Below are 15,561 nucleotides of genomic sequence, written 5' to 3'. Positions count from 1 at the left end.
CTGGCGTGGACGTGGACGAACGCATCGGGGCGATCTTCGCCACCGCCGGGGTGACCGCCAGCCTGCACGCCGTGGACCTGGACGCCGTGGACCTCACCGCCACCGGTCCGACCGACGGTGTGCGGGAGGTCGGGGTACGGGCCGACGAGCAGGTGGTGATCGCCTCGATCTTCAAGATCCTGCTGGTGCTGGAGTTCGCCCGGCAGGTCGAGGCCGGTCAGCTCGACCCGACCGAACGGGTGCTGGTCACCGCCGCCGACCGGCTCGGCGGGTGGGGTCTGGCCGGTTGCACCGACGACGCCGAGGTGTCCCTGCGCGACCTCGCGTACTTCGCCATGTCGGTCAGCGACAACACGGCCGCCGACCTGCTGCTGCGGCGGGTCGGCGCGGACCTGCTCCCGATGCTCGCCGCCGAGCTGGGGCTGACCCGTACCCGCATCCGGGGTGGTCCCCGGGAGTTGGTCGAGCTGATGCTCGCCGACGTGGGCGCCCGTACCGAGGCGGACTTCGCCCGGATCTTCCCCACGATGCCGGCGGACCGGGTCCGGGCGATGCGGGTCTTCGACCCCGAGCACACCACGTCCAGTACCGCCCGGGAGATCACCCGACTGCTCACGATGATCTGGCGGGACGAGGCCGGTCCGCCGGCTGCCTGCGCGATGGTCCGTACCTGGATGGCCCGGCAGCTCTTCTGGACCCGGTTGGCCGCCGGCTTCCCGCCCGGTGTGCGGGTCGCCGGGAAGACCGGCACCCTGCCCGGGCTGCACCTGGAGGCCGGGGTCGCGGAATACCCCGACGGCGGCCGGTACGCGATCGCCGTCTTCGCCAGTGCCGACGGGTTGGCGTCGCGCCGGATCGACGTGGACCTGGCGATGGGAGAGGCCGCCCGGACGGCTGTCGAGGCGTTGCGCGGCGACTGATTTCGCGCTCGCCGGAGGGGCGGCGCACCGCCACTGAGCAGGCCCGATATGCGGCGGCGTATCGGATCCGGTGTCCTTTGATCTTGGACCGGACCGTGGTCGCGCTGGTTGGCTCGGGTCGACCAACCGCCCGATCACGGGGAGTAGAACCGCATGCCCAGTCTCGACCGCCGACGCTTCCTGCGCGACACCGCCGCCACCACCGCCCTGGTCACCACCGCCGGCCTCGCCGCCGGGTCGACCACCTCGGCCCAGGCGGCGTCGCCCGCCGCCGCACCCGCCCCGACCGCCCGCCGCAAGGGCGTGGTCAGCTTCCGCTGGTGGGGTACGGCCGGCTGGCGCGTCGACATCGGCGACCGCACGGTCCTCGTCGACCCGTTCCTCAGCCGGATCGACACCGGGCTGTTCAGAGGAGCGTTCAACCCGGCGAAGGCGCTGACCGTGCGCACCGACGTGATCGATCCGCGCGTCGACCGGGCCACGACGGTGCTGGTCACGCACACCCACTGGGACCACTTCATGGATGTGCCGTACATCGCCGAGCGCACCGGCGCACGGGTCTTCGGCACGCTGACCGCGTACCACCTGGGGTTGGCCTACGAGCTGCCGTCGACGCAGCTCAGCGCCGTGAAGGGTGGGGAGGTGCTGGACTTCGGCGACCACACCGTCGAGGTGGTCGGGTCGCTGCACAGCCGCAACGCGTCGTACTCGGTGGCCTTCCCCGGGGTGCGGGTCAGCCGGCCCGCGCGGCCGGAGACCATCGCGGACCTGCCGGAGGGCGACACGCTCGGCTACCTGCTGCGGGTCGACGGCGGCCCGTCGGTCTACTTCACCGGGGCCAGCGACGTCGCCGAGCGCAACCTCACCGGGCTCGCGCCCGACGTGGCGATGGTGGCCATGCAGAGCGCCACCACGACCGGCGACTACCTGCCCCGCCTGCTGGCCGGGCTGGACTACCCGAAGGTCGTGGTGCCGGTGCACTACGACAACTTCGAGACGGAGCTGAAGAACCCGCCACCGGTCGCCGAGACCGACCGCACCCGGTTGAACGAGATGATCGCGGCGATCCGTCGGATCTCGCCGCGCAGCCGGGTGCTGGTGCCCGAGTACGAGACCGCGTACCACTTCTGAGCAGCGCCGGTGGGGGTCGCCGGCCCGCGGCCCCCACCGGGGGTCAGCCGGCGGCCAGCTCGGCCAGGGCCCGCACCGACTTCCAGTTGCGGGTGGTCGCCACCACGCCGAGTCTCTTCTCCAGGTACGCGTTGGTGAACTTCGACCGGCCGTAACCGCCGTCGACGTAGTGCAGGTAGACCTCCCGGCCGGTCACCGTGAACGACACGTTCTCCCCACCGGGCACGGTCAGCGTGTCCACCGTGGACGACGCGGGCGGCGTCGCCAGGAAGGCGACCAACAGCCTCGTGGGGTCGTTCTCCCGGTCGGCGTACGGGTTGCCGCCGGCGATCGCCGCCAGCTCCCGGCCGCTGCGCACCAGCACCGGCACCGGCAACGCCAGCTCGTCGGTGAGCGCCCGCGTGATCCCGGCGGCCAACTTCTCCGCGTCGCGCACCGTGCTGTTGAAGGCGACGTTGCCGCTCTGCAGGTACGTCGTGACGTCCTCGTGGCCGAGGTCGGTGACGATCCGGCGCAGGTCGGCCATCGCCAGCCGGGTGGCGCCGCCGACGTTGACCCCGCGCAGCAGGGCGACGTAACGGGTCATCCAGTCCTCCTCGGGTGGGGCCGACCGGCTCAGCGTAGGCCGCCCGGCCCCACCAGGCCCGTTTCGTAGGCGACGATGACCAGTTGCGCGCGGTCCCGGACCCCCAGCTTGGTCAGCAGCCGCCCGACGTGGGTCTTGACCGTGGCCTGGCTGAGGTTGAGGTGCGTGGCCAACTCCGTGTTGGACAGGCCCCGGGCGATCAACGCGAGCACCTCCCGTTCCCGATCCGTCACCCCGTCCAGTCGACGGGGCAGCGGCCGGGCCGGCTCCGGTCGCCGGGCGAACTCGTCGATCAACCGGCGGGTCACCGTCGGCGCGAGCAGCCCCTCACCGGCGGCCACCACCCGGATGCCGGTCAGCAGGTCCGCCGGTGGGGTGTCCTTGAGCAGGAAACCGCTGGCACCGGCGCGCAGCGCGCCGTAGACGTACTCGTCCAGGTCGAACGTGGTCAGGATGATGACCCGGGTGTCGGCGGTCGCCGGGTCGGCGCAGATCCGCCGGGTCGCCTCGATGCCGTCCATCTCCGGCATCCGCACGTCCATCAGCACCACGTCCGGCCGGTGCTGACCGGTCAACGCGACGGCCTCCACGCCGGTGCCCGCCTCACCGACCGTGGTGCAGTCCGGGGCGAGGTCGACGAGCAGCCGGAAGCTGCCGCGCAGCAGCGCCTGGTCGTCGGCGATCAGGACCCGGATCACGCGGCCACCCGGTACGGCAGGCTGGCCGTCACCGCGAAACCGCCGTCCGAGCGCGGCCCGGCGCGGAACTCTCCACCGTGCAACGCCACCCGTTCCCGCATGCCGATCAACCCGTGCCCCTCCCCGCCGGTCAGGATCGGACGTCGACCGTCGTCGGTCACCTCGACCCGTACCTCGCCGGACGTGACGATCACCGTAGCCCGGCAGGCGGCCGGGGCCGCGTGCTTCACCACGTTGGTCACCGCCTCCTGCACGATCCGGTACACCGCCAGGCCCACCGATTCCGGGACCGCGCCGCCCGGGGCCTCCCGCCGTACGTCGAGCCGTACGTCGACACCGCCGATCGCCGCCTGCCGGGCCAGCGCGGGCAGCTCGTCCAGCCCGGGTGTCGGGGCGTACGAGGTGTCCTCGCGCAGTACGCCGAGCACCCGACGGACGTCGGCCAGGGCGTTGCGGCCGGTCTCCTCGATCACCCGCAGGGCGGCGCCCGCCTCGCGGGGGTCCGCCTCGGCGACGTGGTTGGCGACGGCCGCCTTGACCACGATGAGGCTCAGCGTGTGGGCGACGACGTCGTGCAGCTCGCGCGCCACCCGCAGTCGTTCCTCCGCCGTGGCCTGACGGACCAGGTTGTCACTCTGCCGGGCGGCCAGGGCCCGTCGTTCCCGGACCAGCCATCCGATCACCCAGGCGGGCGCGATCATGACGACCGCGTAGACGACCCCACCGGCACGGGACCAGAGATCACCCGCCGTCAGCACCAAGGCGACGCTCACCAGCGCGAGGCAGCCCGCCGCGCTGAGGATCGAGCGGCGGGTGGCCGTCGACACCGCGACCGTGTAGAAGGACAGGCCGATGGCGAGCGCCGGCGCGGCGGCGGCGAAGTTCGGGATCACCCCGGTGACCAGGGCGACGGTGGCGACGGCGCTGATCACGGCGGCCACCGTCAGCGGCCACCGGCGGCGTACGGCCAGCGGCAGCCCGAGGGCCATCCCGACGAGGACGGACACCCAGAGCGGCTCGCGTACGCCGCCGTGCAGCGGTGACTCCAGTGCCGCGTACGGGCAGAGCAGCCCGCCGACCGCCACGGCCAGCACGGCGTCCACGATGTACAGGTCCACCGGCCGCAGTCGTCGGGTCAGCAGGGGAGGGGTCACCTGCCCGACGGTATCGACCGCCCGACCGGTCCGCGTCCACCCACGGGTGGTCATCCCCGGGGACGACGTACCGACGGTTGCGGGCCTCCGACTCCTTCCGGGGGAGGGGCGGAAACCGACCGCGTCGGCACGACGCGCGGCACCCGCCCGGACCGGCACTGTGGCGGTCATGACCACACACACGGTGACAGTGACGGGGCTGCGCGCGGTGTACGGCACCGGAACCCGACGGGTGACGGCGCTCGACGGCGTGACGACAGGCTTCGCGAGTGGGACGTTCACGGCGGTGATGGGCCCCTCCGGGTCGGGGAAGTCCACCCTGCTGCACTGCGCGGCGGGGTTGGACAGCCCGACCGAGGGGACCGTCACGATCGACGGCGTCCGCCTCGACCGACTCGGCGAGGACGAGGTGACCCGGCTGCGGCGCGACCGGATCGGATTCGTGTTCCAGGCGTTCAACCTGGTGTCCACGCTGACCGCCGCGCAGAACGTCGAGTTGCCGTTGCGGCTGGCCGGACGCCGTCCACCGGCCGGGGACGTCACCGCCGCCCTCGACGCCGTGGGGCTGGCCGACCGGGCCGGGCACCGGCCGAGTGAGCTGTCCGGCGGTGAGCAGCAGCGCGTCGCCGTGGCCCGAGCGTTGATCACCCGTCCGGCGGTGGTCTTCGCCGACGAGCCGACCGGGGCGCTGGACAGCACCGCCTCCCGGCAGGTGCTCCGGCTGCTGCGCGGGCTCGTCGACGACCACGGCCAGACCGTCGTGATGGTGACCCACGACCCCACCGCCGCCGCGTACGCCGATCGGGTCCTCCTGCTCGCCGACGGCCGCGTCGTCGACGAGTTGGACGGCGAGATCTCCGCGGCGGTCGTCGCCGCGCGGATCGCCGAGCGGGAGACGGCCGGGGGGCGTTCATGCTGACCATCCGACGGTCGACGAGCGCGTTCGTGGCCGTCGCCATCGGGGTCGCGCTGGTCGCGGCGGCCACCCTGCTGCTCGCCTCCGGACGCCCGCAGGTGCCGGACCGGCTGGCGCGGGCCGCAGTGGTCGTGCAGAGCCCCGAAGCGGGCGCTGCGGCCGACCAGTTCGTGCCGACCCGGCCGTGGTCAGCCGGTACGGCGGCGGGACTCGTCGGGCGGCTGGCCGCTCTGCCGGGCGTCGTGGCGGCGGTGCCGGACCGGACCTTCTACGCCCAGCCGCTCGTCGACGGCCGACCCTCCGCCGTCGACACCCGGCGGGAGGACGCGTACCAGGGGCACGGGTGGTCCAGCGCCCGGCTGGGTGGGTTGCGCCTCACCACCGGCGAGCCGCCGGGCAGGCCCGGCGAGGTGGTCGTCGACAGCGCGCTCGGACTGCGTACCGGCGCCCCGGTCACAGTGCTGACCGCGGCGGGCCCGGAGGCGTACACCGTCACCGGTCTGGTCGACGGGCCCGGCGTGCACGTCGCGGACGAGGTCGCCGCCGCGCTCGCGCCCGGCGTCCGGGCCATCGGGCTGGTCCTCGCGCCGGGGGCCGACCCCGAGCGGGTCGCCGCGTCGGCTCGCGGTGTCGTCGGCGGCGACGGACGGGTGCTGACCGGCGACGCGCGCAGCGCGTTGGAGCCGCGCGCCGACGCCCGGACCCGGTGGATCGGCATGCAGGTGCTCACCGCCACGGCGGCCCTCGCCGGCTTCGTCACGGTGTTCGTCGTCTCCTCCACCTTCGCGTTCACCATCGCGCAGCGCCGCCGCGAGTTGGGTCTCCTGCGCGCCGTCGGCGCCACCGGACGGCAGGTCCGCCGCCTGGTGTACGCCGAGGCGCTCGTCGTCGGCGTCAGTGCCGGGCTGGTCGGTCTGCTGGTCGGCGCGGCGCTCGCCCCGGTGCTGGGTCGGCTGCTCGTGGACTTCGGCTACGAGCCGGCCACCTTCCGGGTCGGGTACGCCGCCTGGCCGATCGCGCTGTCGCTCGCCGCCGGGCCGGTGATCGCGTTGTCGGCGGTCTGGTCGGCGTCGCGTCGGGCGGCGCGGGTCCGCCCGTTGGAGGCGTTGCGCGAGGCCGCGGTCGAGCAGCGGCCGATCGGGCGCGCCCGGGTCGCCACCGGAGCGCTCCTCGTCGCGGCGGGGATCGCCCTGGGCGTCGGGACGGCGACCGCCGACGAGGCCCGCGTGGCGGCGTCCTACGCCCTGTACGCGGTGATGGCGCTGGTGGCCGGTGCCACAGTGCTCGCCCCGGCGGTGGTCGGGCCGGTGGTGCGGCTGCTGCGGTCCCCGGTGCGACAGCGCGGTGGCGCGATCGGGATGCTGGTCCGGGGCGGCGCGTTGACGGCCACCCGGCGCACCGCCTCGATCGCCGCGCCGGTGCTGCTCACCGTCGCCTTCGCGGTGCTGGTGTCCGGGATGGTGCGGACCACCAGCGCCGCGTACGCGGCAGGTCGGGCGGACGACGTGAACGCCGGCTGGATCGTCGTACCGGATCGGGCGCCCGGTCTGTCGGACGCGGCTGTCGCCGCGACCGGAGGCACCGCCCTGCTGCCGACGACGGTCTTCCGCACCGACCCCGGGAAACTGCCGGAGAACCGGCCGCTGACCGCGCTCGGCGTGGACCCGGCGGGCTTCGCCGCCGCGAACCGGGTGCTCACCGTCGTCGCCGGTTCCCTGGACGACCTGCGCGGCGACGACACGGTGGTGGTCACCGCCTCGGCGAACCTGCGGCCGTCCGAGCCGTACCCGGTGGTCTTCGCCGACGGGACGGTGGTGTCGTTGCGGGTCGTCGCCGTCGTCACCGACGACTCACTCCCGGGCGACCTGCTCGTGCCCCGGGCCGTGGTGCGGACGCACGACCCGTCGGCGTTGACCTCCACGGTGTACGTCCGGGACCGGATCGCCGCGCCGGTCGGCGCGCGGACCGTCGACGTCGCCACCTGGGCGGCCGAGGCGGACGCCGCCGAGGACCGCCTGGTCTGGCTGTTCACGGTGCTGCTGATCGGTGTGTCGGCCGGCTACGGTGCCATCGCGGTGGCCAACACGTTGCTGCTGGCCGCCGCCGGTCGGGTCGCGGACCTGCGGTTGATCCGGTTGGCCGGCGCGACCCGGCGGCAGGTCGTCTGGCTGGTCACGGCCGAGGCCGCCCTGGTGGTGCTGATCGGCGCGCTGCTCGGTGGCGCGGTCGCCTTCGTGGGACTGCTCAGCATCCGCGCCGGTCTGGCCGAGCAGGTGGGTACGTCAGTCGACCTGGTGGTGCCGTGGTCGGTGATCGCCGGTGTGGTGGGGCTGTGTCTGCTGCTCGCCGTGCTGGCCAGCGTGCTGCCGACGTGGCGGTCACTGCGTCACCGCCCCGCGCGGACCCCGGTCGGCGTCGTCGGATGACCGGCCCGCCTACTCGGCGACCGGCAGCACGACCTCGTTGCGGCGCAGGAACCACGGCTTCCACGGCAGGTCGAAGCGCGCGTAGCGGACGGCGCCGGTGGGCTGTAGCCCGGCCGCGGTCACCGAGCGGCCGAGCATGGTGGCCCGCTGGCCGAACGTCTTCTCCGTCCACCGCCCGGAGAAACGCATCGCCGCCGCCAGTTGCGCGGCCACCTCGCGGATCCGCACCCGGGCGTCCACCGGCTCGGGCGCGGTCGCCGCGGTGCAGGCAGCCGGCAGGACGAACTGGATCAGGTACGCGCCCGGCCGCTCGCCCTCGACCTGGACCACCGGCACGGTCATGGCGATCTTCTGCGGGCCGCCGGCCGCCGACGTCGTCGGCTCGGGGGCACCGACCGGGTGTCGGGCCCGGTTCGCGCCGCCGAGGTAGGCGGCCAGCGGCCGGAACGCCTCGATCGGCGCCCGGGTGAACGAGGCCTGGACCTGCATCTCGGCCACCAGGTGGGCGGGGTACCGGCGCAGCTCGAACCCGGGGTGTCGGGACACCACCCGGTACGGCTGCTGTTCGGTCATCGTGCGGCTCCCACTGTCTGCTGGAACCGACGCTACCGCCCGTCCGGCTCCCGCTCGGCCGAAGTCGACTGCTCCGGCCGAGCGGGCACCGCCCGACCGGTCAGCCGCCAGTACTGCCGCTTGCCCTCGTCACGCAGCACCACCCCGAGCAGGCCCAACTCCCGGCGCAACTCCCGGGCGTCGTCGCGGCGGTCCCGCTCGATCGCCCGTGCGCGGGCCCGCAGCAGCGCCTCCGCGCCGGCCGGCAGCCCGGGCAGGTCGGGCACCCACAGCCGGTACGCCGACCGGTGCGGGTCGTCGTCCGCCCAGCCCCAGCCGTGCTCTCGGAACGCCGCCGCCAGTTGCCGGGCCGAATGGTCGGTCGGCTCCCGGACCAGTTCCGCGCCGTCGGCGTCGAGCAGCACCAGGTGCTTGTCGGCGAGGAAGACCACCCGGGTGTCGCCCCGGGCGATGGTCCGGTTCTCATCGGAGCGGCGCAGCTGGACCTGCGCCCCGTCGACGGTGACGATCAGCCGTTCGGCGGTGCCGATCCCGGCGATGACCAGGCCGGCGACGACGCCCACCGCGACGGTGCCGGCGGTGGCCTGTGGCTCGGGCAGCCGGTTTAACCACGCGATCAGGTCGCCGAACGGCACCCAGGGCAGCCGGTCGAGCCAGCCCGTCGCCGCGGCGAGGAGCCACCCGGCGCCCGCGCCGAGCAGCGGGAAGCCACCCCACAGGACCGCCAGCTCCAGCGGGCCGCCGCTGACCACGGTGCGGGGTCGGTAGCCGGCGGTGTCCATGGTCAGGACACCTCGCGGCGCAGCGTCCGGAACAGGCCGGCGGCCAGCGGGAGGACCATCCACACGAGCAGGGACACCGCGAGTCGCCCCCACTGCTCGCCGGTGACGTGGTTGGTGAACAACGGCTCCATGGTCCGGCTGGTGTCCAGCCACTCGGCCGGACCGCGCAGGGGCCGGACCAGCTCGCCGAGCACCGACCAGAGGGTCGGCAGCAGCAGGTAGCCGACGATGGCCAACGGTGGATTGAGCAGCAGCAGACCGAAGGCGGCACCCATCAGTACTCCGGTGACCTGGACGATCGCCCCGTTCACGATCAGCGCCGCGTCGACCTGCCAGGTGCCCGCGCCGCCCGTGGCGGACGCCACCAGCGTCCCGACGCCGGCGACGGCCACTGTGACCAGCAGCGAGGCGAGCGCGGCCAGCACCACGGCGATCAGCTTCGCGGCCACCACCCGCTCCCGCCGGGGCACCAGCGCGTACGTGGTGAGGGCGGTGCGCTGGGACCACTCACTGGTGATCGACAGAATGCCCAGCACCGGCAGGAGCACGTTGACGGGCAACAGTGAGGTGACGAAGAAGGTGAAGAAGGTCTGCTCGGAGTCCTCGGCGTAGATCAGCAGGAGGGTGACGATCGCGACGACGACCAGGCCGATGGTGATCAGCAGCCAACGACCGGCCCGGGTGTCGACGAGCTTGCGCAGCTCCACACCGCTGAGCCGGAGCAGCGACGGGCGGCATACCGGGGCACGGTGCTGGGGCGCGACGGAGGGTGCGGGCGCTGCGGTGGTGGTCATCGGACGGCCTCCTTGGTGGATTCGCCGGCGGTCAGGGTGAGGAAGAGCTGTTCGAGGCCGCCGCCGCCGGCGGGGCGCAGCTCGGCCAGCGCGACGCCGGCGTCGGCGGCGGCCTGGCCGACCGCCTCGGCGTCGGCCTGCACGAGCAGCCCGTCGGGGCTGTCGGCCGCGGTCAGGTTGGCGGCGTCCAGCGCCCGGCGCAGCGCCGCGCCGTCGCGGGCCCGGACCACCGTGCCGCCGCCGGCCAGCAGCTCGTCCTTGTCGCCCTGGGCCACGATCCGGCCGCCCCCGATCACCACCAGCCGGTCCGCGACCGCCTCCACCTCCCGCAGCAGGTGGGAGGAGAGCAGCACGGTGCCGCCCCGGTCGGCGAAGTCGCGCAGCAGGCCGCGCATCCAGAAGATCCCCTCCGGGTCCAGGCCGTTGGCCGGCTCGTCGAGGATCAACACCCGGGGGTCGCCGAGCATCGCCTGCGCCAGCCCGAGCCGCTGCCGCATGCCCAACGAGTACGCCCGGACGCGCCGTTTCGCGGCCACCGCGTTCAACCCGACCAGGTCGAGCTTCGCGGCGACCTCGCGCTTGTCCAGACCCATGGTGTACGCGGACAGCGTCAACGCCTCGCGGCCGGTGCGCCCGGCGTGCTGGGCGGAGGCGTCCAACAGCACACCCACCTCCCGCCCCGGGTTGGGCAGCTCCCGGTACGGGTGCCCGGAGACGGTGGCGCGACCGGCCGTCGGTGCGGTGAGCCCGCAGATCATCCGCATGGTTGTCGACTTGCCGGCGCCGTTCGGGCCGAGGAAACCGGTGACGGTGCCCGGCTCGCACCGGAACGACACGTCGTCCACGGCCGGGTGTGGCCCGTATCGCTTGGTGAGGTTCTCTACGACGATCATGTCGCCGAGCGTGCCGGGGCCGCCCGGCCATCCGCTGCGGCCACCGGTCGGTGCCGCGTCGACCTTGGTCGACCGGCGGGTCTCGACTTTGGTAGCTGGTTGTCGGCCCTCGATGCTGCCTAGCATGGGCGGGTGAGCACCCTCGCCGTTCCGGAGCACCCCTGGCTGCTGCCGGGGGAGCTGGTGGTGCCGCCCGAGCGGGTGCGGGCCCGGCCCCGCCGCACCACCCGGGACTGGGTGGTGGACGGCCTCGCGTTCCTGATCGGGCTGCTCTGGGTGGGGTTCGCCACCGCCGACGCCCTGTCGCCCGCCCCGGAGATGGCGCTCCCGCTGCCGCACGACTGGATGCTCAGCGTCGACACGGTGCTCGGGCTGGTCTGCTGCGGGCTGCTCTGGGTGCGTCGGCGGTGGCCCCTCGGGCTGGCGGTGGCCACCCTGCCGCTGAGCATGTTCTCGATGGCCGCCGCCATCCCGCTGCTGATCTTCTACTTCACCGTGGTGGTGCATCGCCGGACCGCCGTCGCGATCGCGGTCACCGGCGCCGGGCTCGTCACCAACCTGGTCTTCAGTTGGGCACGTCCGGATCCGGCGATGTCGTACTGGCTCACCGTGACCTGGGGTGTGGTGATCACTCTCGCCGTGCTGGCCTGGGGGATGTTCGTCCGGGCCCGACGGCAGTTGATCGTGTCGCTACGGGAGCGGGCCGAACGGGCCGAGGCGGAGCAGCAGCTCCGGGTCGCCCAGGCCCGCCACCTCGAACGCACCCGGATCGCCCGGGAGATGCACGACGTGCTCGCCCACCGGATCTCGCTGCTCAGCCTGCACGCCGGTGCGCTGGAGTTCCGCCCGGACGCGCCGGCCGACGAGGTGGCCCGCGCCGCCGGGGTGATCCGGGGCAGCGCCCACGCCGCCCTGCAGGACCTGCGCGAGGTCATCGGGGTGCTCCGGGCCGAGGGCGGTGGCGACGAAGGCCCGGAGCCTCCCCAGCCGACCCTCGCCGACCTGCCGGCCCTGATCGCCGAGTCGCGGTCGGCCGGGGTACGGGTCAACGTCAGCGACAGCGTCGCCGAGCCGGAGAAGGTGCCGGCGGCGCTGGGCCGGGCCGCGTACCGGATCGTGCAGGAGGGGTTGACCAACGCCCGCAAACACGCGGCCGGGGCGGCGGTGACCGTGGACGTGGCCGGCGGTCCGGGCGACGGCCTGACCGTGGCGATCGGCAACCGGTGGCCGGTCGGAGCGCCGGCCGGCGGCACGCTGCCGGGTGCGGGCACCGGCCTCGTCGGGATCAGCGAACGGGTCACCCTGGCCGGTGGTCGGCTCGCCTACGGTCGAGACGACAGCGGTGACTTCCGGCTGGCGGCCTGGCTGCCGTGGCCGGCGTGACCGGCCTGCTCCTCCCGGCCGGTGAGCGGTGACCGGCCCGTCCGGCGCGGCCGGGCCTGCCGAGCTGAACGCGCCGTCCGGTGCGGCCGGGCCTTCCGGTGTGGCGGGGCCGGAATCGGTGGTGCCGTCGGTGCGCGTGCTGATCGTGGACGACGACGCGCTGGTCCGGGCCGGGCTCTCGATGATCCTCGGCGGCCTGCCGGACCTGACCGTGGTCGGCGAGGCGGCCGATGGTGCCGAGGTGCCCGCAGCCGTCGCCGCGTACGCCCCGGACGTGGTGCTGATGGACATCCGGATGCCCCGGGTCGACGGGCTGACCGCCACCGAGGCGCTGCGCGCCCAGCCGCACCCGCCGGAGGTGCTGGTGCTGACCACCTTCGACGCCGACGAGCAGGTGTTGCGAGCGCTGCGCGCCGGAGCGGCCGGTTTCCTGCTGAAGGACACCCCGCCGGCGGAGATCGTGCACGCCGTGCGCCGGGTCGCGGCCGGCGAGGCGACGCTCTCCCCGACGGTCACCCGGACGCTGATCGCCCACGTGACCGCCGCCGCCCCCGGCCCGGTCGGCCCCGACCCACGTCGGGAGCGGGCGCTGCGGTTACTCGCCGGGCTCAGCGAGCGGGAGCGGCAGGTGGCTGTCGCACTCGGGCGGGGGCACACCAACGCGGAGATCGCGGGGGAGTTGTTCATGAGTGTGGCGACGGTGAAGGCGTACGTCTCCCGGCTGCTGACCCGCCTGGATCTCAACAACCGGGTCCAGGTGGCCCTGCTCGTCCACGACGCCGGTCTCGTCTGACGCAGGCCGGTCGATCGACTCGGCTTCGTTGAAGTCGCGGTGTCCCGCCGTGGAGATGCCCCGACATCAAGGAATCCGATTCGGTACCAGGATTGAACTTTCGTCCGACGTCTCCCGTACCAATGGCCGAGGATGTCGGTGCGGTGAGTCCGCCGTACCGCTGCCGAGCTGCGGGAGGCCTGCCGTGCGAGTTGGTGAGCAGTCGACGGATCCCATCGACCAGGTACTGGGTGAGGTGCCAATGCCGGCACCACTGACCCCGGAGGATGTTCGGCTCGCGGTCCGGGCGGTGGTCGTACACACCGCTGAGGAGTGGCCCACCGGGCCGCTGTGCCGCAACGACGGTGCCTCCTACCCGTGCCGCCTGCACCGGTGGGGGCGGCGCGTGTTGGAGGCGCACGGGCTCAACGAGCGGCAGATCGAGGCGTTGATCCGGCACGGCAACCCGTTCGTGCACGTACCCTTCCCGTTCACGGCGACCGGGCCGTCCCCGGCGCGTCCCGCCGGTAGCCGGCCGCCGACGACCGGCTACCCGGCACCGGCCGGGCGTACCGGCGGGTTGCCGGCGCGGCAGCAGGCCGCGCGGGCCGTGCCTCCGGGTGTACGGCCCACCGCTGCCGGCCGGCCGGTGACTGCCCCCGTCACCGCGCCGCGCTGGCCCCGGGCGAGCTGAGCGCTACCCCTCCGCTCGCGGACCCGAGGCCGACACGACGTCGGCCCGACGCGGAGATTCCCCTCCGCGTCGGGCCGGCGTCGCTCCGACCGTCGGCTCAGTCGTTGCCGGCTCCGATGCCGCAGTCCGGCGCGGACCAGCTCGTCGTGTTCGAGCTGCGGTCGCTGTTGTTCTCCCGACGCGAGTCGACGTGCACGTGGTCGTCGTGGTCGGGGTAGCCCGGCCCGTAGATCCCGCTGAACCCGTTGTCACGGGCGGTACGGGCGACCTGGCACAGCGACGACGTCCGTGAGGTGACGTCGGCCGCGTTGCCGTAGAGGTGCTGGCTGTCCGACGCGCCGCCGACCTGGTTGTTGCAGCCGCGACTGCGGAAGCCGCTGGAGACGTAGAGCGGCTTGTCGCCGAGGCTCTTGCGGAGCGCCTCCAACTTCCACATCGTGCGCAGCGCGTTCTGCTTGGTCTGCGCCGCGGACAGCGGGCCGCCACTCCATCCGCTGCCGCCGCAGCCGTTGTCCATCTCGCCGTAGCTGAAGTGCGCGGGTGTGCAGTCGTTGTCCTGGAGCTGGTACAGCTTGGCGTAGGTCTGCGGGCCGGCGATGCCGTCGGCGCGCAACCCGTACGCCTGTTGGAACCGTTTGACCGCGGCGGCGGTCTTCGGCCCGTAGCGGCCGTCGTTCTCCACGATGTCCCGGTAGCCGGCCCACCCGGCGACGCGGATCTGCAACTGGCGGACGTCGTCGCCGGAGCGCCCCTGGCTCAGGGTGCGGTTCCACGTGTAGCAGCCGTCCGCGTGTGCCGCCGGGGCGGCTACCACCGCGGCGATCGCTGCCCCGGGCAGTGCCAGGGCGAATGCGATGGCAGCACGCTTCAAGGTGTTTACGCGCACAGAAGTCCTCCCGATAGGAGAGCGATTGGGGTGGCTACGGGGCATCGACCAAGAAGTCCCGCGATTTCCACCCTGACACTGATCGAGACGGTTGGAGGCGATTAACGAGAATCGTCCTCACAAATCGCTGCTCCTGGGTATCGGCTGTGAATTCGACTGATTTGCGAAACAGCCATTCACCGCCGATCGGCGCTGTTGCGGCCAACCGCACCGAACGTCGCAATCAGCCACACCGAGGGTGATGTTCCCTGGCCCGTGGTGGCCGGTAACGTCAGCTCCGGGCGGCGGACTGGCGGAGGTGCACGTGGCACGCGGTGGCGTCTTCTGTGTCGAGGGTCAATGGCACCGCGACCTCAACGAGCGGGGCTCCGTGCTGCCCACCCTCGAGCTGCTGGAGCGGCTGGGCAAGATCCGCTTCATCCACAAGGACGCCGCGACCCGGGACGAGCTGTTCTACTTCCTGGACCGCTGGCTGCTCAAGCAGTACGCAGACCACCGGGTCGGCTTCTTCGCCATGCACGGCGAGCCGAGCCGGCTCTGCCTCACCGACTGGCAGTCCGTGGAGCTGAACGAGGTCGCCGACCTGATGGCCGGCCGTGCCGAGGGCCGCCGGCTCTACTTCGGCAGCTGCTCCGTCCTGCGCGCCTCCGACGCCGTGCTGCGCGAATTCCTCGAGGTCACCGGAGCCGCCCTGATCTGCGGTTTCACCCGGGAGGTCGACTGGGTCGAATCGGCGGCCTTCGAGACCGTCCTCCTCGACGTGCTCGCCAACGGCCAGCGACACAATGCCGCCGAGCTGCGGATGGGCTCCGCCCACTGGGCGCCGCTGGCGTCGTACCTCGGCTTCCGGGTGATCTACGCCAACGGGCGGGCCTGGCGCCCGTCCGGCCGCCCCCGGGTGCCCACCCAGGCGGTGCACCGCTCCACGGCCCGACCGCGCTGACCCGCCGCCG

The 15,561-nt window shown here is 73.5% G+C and carries 16 protein-coding genes; 8 read left to right on the top strand and 8 right to left on the bottom strand.

Annotated elements, in window-relative coordinates; translation table 11 throughout:
- Nucleotides 1-5: 5 nt before the first annotated feature.
- Both O7617_RS06945 and O7617_RS06940 read left to right on the top strand, forming a co-directional pair.
- Complete coding sequence (locus O7617_RS06945) at nt 6-920, top strand: serine hydrolase (RefSeq protein ID WP_282262290.1); 915 nt, start codon at nt 6-8, stop codon at nt 918-920.
- 153 nt (nt 921-1,073) lie between these two features.
- Nucleotides 1,074-2,051: an MBL fold metallo-hydrolase gene (locus O7617_RS06940; RefSeq protein WP_282262289.1), complete on the top strand. Its 978-nt coding sequence runs from the start codon at nt 1,074-1,076 to the stop codon at nt 2,049-2,051.
- Between the two features lie 43 nt (nt 2,052-2,094).
- Here the strand turns inward: O7617_RS06940 and O7617_RS06935 are convergent, their stop codons facing one another.
- Genes O7617_RS06935 through O7617_RS06925 form a run of 3 tightly spaced genes read right to left on the bottom strand, consistent with a single transcriptional unit; the run spans nt 2,095 to nt 4,489 of the window.
- The gene (locus O7617_RS06935) at nt 2,095-2,637 is read right to left on the bottom strand and encodes a DUF1697 domain-containing protein (protein WP_282262288.1); all 543 of its coding nucleotides are present in this window, start codon (nt 2,635-2,637) and stop codon (nt 2,095-2,097) included.
- A gap of 29 nt (nt 2,638-2,666) precedes the next feature.
- Nucleotides 2,667-3,335, bottom strand: a complete 669-nt coding sequence (locus O7617_RS06930; protein WP_282262287.1) for a response regulator transcription factor — start codon at nt 3,333-3,335, stop codon at nt 2,667-2,669.
- A complete protein-coding gene (locus O7617_RS06925) occupies nt 3,332-4,489 on the bottom strand; it encodes a sensor histidine kinase (RefSeq protein WP_282262286.1) in 1,158 nt (385 codons plus the stop codon). Before O7617_RS06925 ends, O7617_RS06930 begins: the two co-directional genes overlap by 4 nt.
- A gap of 169 nt (nt 4,490-4,658) precedes the next feature.
- Between O7617_RS06925 and O7617_RS06920 the strand changes: the two genes are divergently transcribed.
- Nucleotides 4,659-5,408: an ABC transporter ATP-binding protein gene (locus O7617_RS06920; RefSeq protein ID WP_282262285.1), complete on the top strand. Its 750-nt coding sequence runs from the start codon at nt 4,659-4,661 to the stop codon at nt 5,406-5,408.
- Entirely contained in the window at nt 5,402-7,831 is a 2,430-nt protein-coding gene (locus O7617_RS06915) for an FtsX-like permease family protein (protein ID WP_282262283.1), read from the top strand. The genes O7617_RS06920 and O7617_RS06915 overlap by 7 nt, the downstream gene beginning before the upstream one ends.
- A gap of 9 nt (nt 7,832-7,840) precedes the next feature.
- On the opposite strand, the gene O7617_RS06910 is transcribed toward O7617_RS06915, so the two are convergent.
- From O7617_RS06910 to O7617_RS06895, 4 genes are read right to left on the bottom strand one after another with little or no spacing between them, the layout of a single operon-like run.
- A complete protein-coding gene (locus O7617_RS06910) occupies nt 7,841-8,404 on the bottom strand; it encodes a heme-binding protein (RefSeq protein WP_282262282.1) in 564 nt (187 codons plus the stop codon).
- A 32-nt stretch (nt 8,405-8,436) separates the two neighbouring features.
- On the bottom strand, nt 8,437-9,186 hold the full coding sequence (locus O7617_RS06905) for a hypothetical protein (RefSeq protein WP_282262281.1): 750 nt from the start codon (nt 9,184-9,186) through the stop codon (nt 8,437-8,439).
- 2 nt (nt 9,187-9,188) lie between these two features.
- Nucleotides 9,189-9,980, bottom strand: a complete 792-nt coding sequence (locus O7617_RS06900) for an ABC transporter permease (protein ID WP_282262280.1) — start codon at nt 9,978-9,980, stop codon at nt 9,189-9,191.
- Nucleotides 9,977-10,873: an ATP-binding cassette domain-containing protein gene (locus tag O7617_RS06895; protein ID WP_282264661.1), complete on the bottom strand. Its 897-nt coding sequence runs from the start codon at nt 10,871-10,873 to the stop codon at nt 9,977-9,979. Before O7617_RS06895 ends, O7617_RS06900 begins: the two co-directional genes overlap by 4 nt.
- 132 nt (nt 10,874-11,005) lie before the next feature.
- On the opposite strand from O7617_RS06895, the gene O7617_RS06890 reads away from it, so the two are divergent.
- The 3 genes from O7617_RS06890 to O7617_RS06880 all read left to right on the top strand — a co-directional run bounded on the left by O7617_RS06890 (nt 11,006) and on the right by O7617_RS06880 (nt 13,722).
- On the top strand, nt 11,006-12,256 hold the full coding sequence (locus tag O7617_RS06890) for a histidine kinase (protein WP_282262279.1): 1,251 nt from the start codon (nt 11,006-11,008) through the stop codon (nt 12,254-12,256).
- Nucleotides 12,257-12,374: 118 nt separating this feature from the next.
- On the top strand, nt 12,375-13,049 hold the full coding sequence (locus O7617_RS06885; RefSeq protein WP_282264660.1) for a response regulator transcription factor: 675 nt from the start codon (nt 12,375-12,377) through the stop codon (nt 13,047-13,049).
- A gap of 241 nt (nt 13,050-13,290) precedes the next feature.
- The gene (locus O7617_RS06880; protein WP_282262278.1) at nt 13,291-13,722 is read left to right on the top strand and encodes a hypothetical protein; all 432 of its coding nucleotides are present in this window, start codon (nt 13,291-13,293) and stop codon (nt 13,720-13,722) included.
- Nucleotides 13,723-13,819: 97 nt separating this feature from the next.
- Here the strand turns inward: O7617_RS06880 and O7617_RS06875 are convergent, their stop codons facing one another.
- On the bottom strand, nt 13,820-14,608 hold the full coding sequence (locus O7617_RS06875) for a D-Ala-D-Ala carboxypeptidase family metallohydrolase (RefSeq protein WP_282262277.1): 789 nt from the start codon (nt 14,606-14,608) through the stop codon (nt 13,820-13,822).
- Between the two features lie 304 nt (nt 14,609-14,912).
- Here O7617_RS06875 and O7617_RS06870 point away from each other — a divergent pair, with 304 nt between their 5' ends.
- Nucleotides 14,913-15,551, top strand: coding sequence for a hypothetical protein (locus tag O7617_RS06870; protein WP_238645255.1), 639 nt, complete (start codon nt 14,913-14,915; stop codon nt 15,549-15,551).
- The last annotated feature ends 10 nt before the right edge of the window (nt 15,552-15,561 follow it).

Source organism: Micromonospora sp. WMMD1155 (genome assembly GCF_029581275.1).
Lineage (GTDB): Bacteria > Actinomycetota > Actinomycetes > Mycobacteriales > Micromonosporaceae > Micromonospora.
Note: the sequence above shows the minus strand (reverse complement) of the source record. Positions and strands in the feature narration are given on the sequence as shown.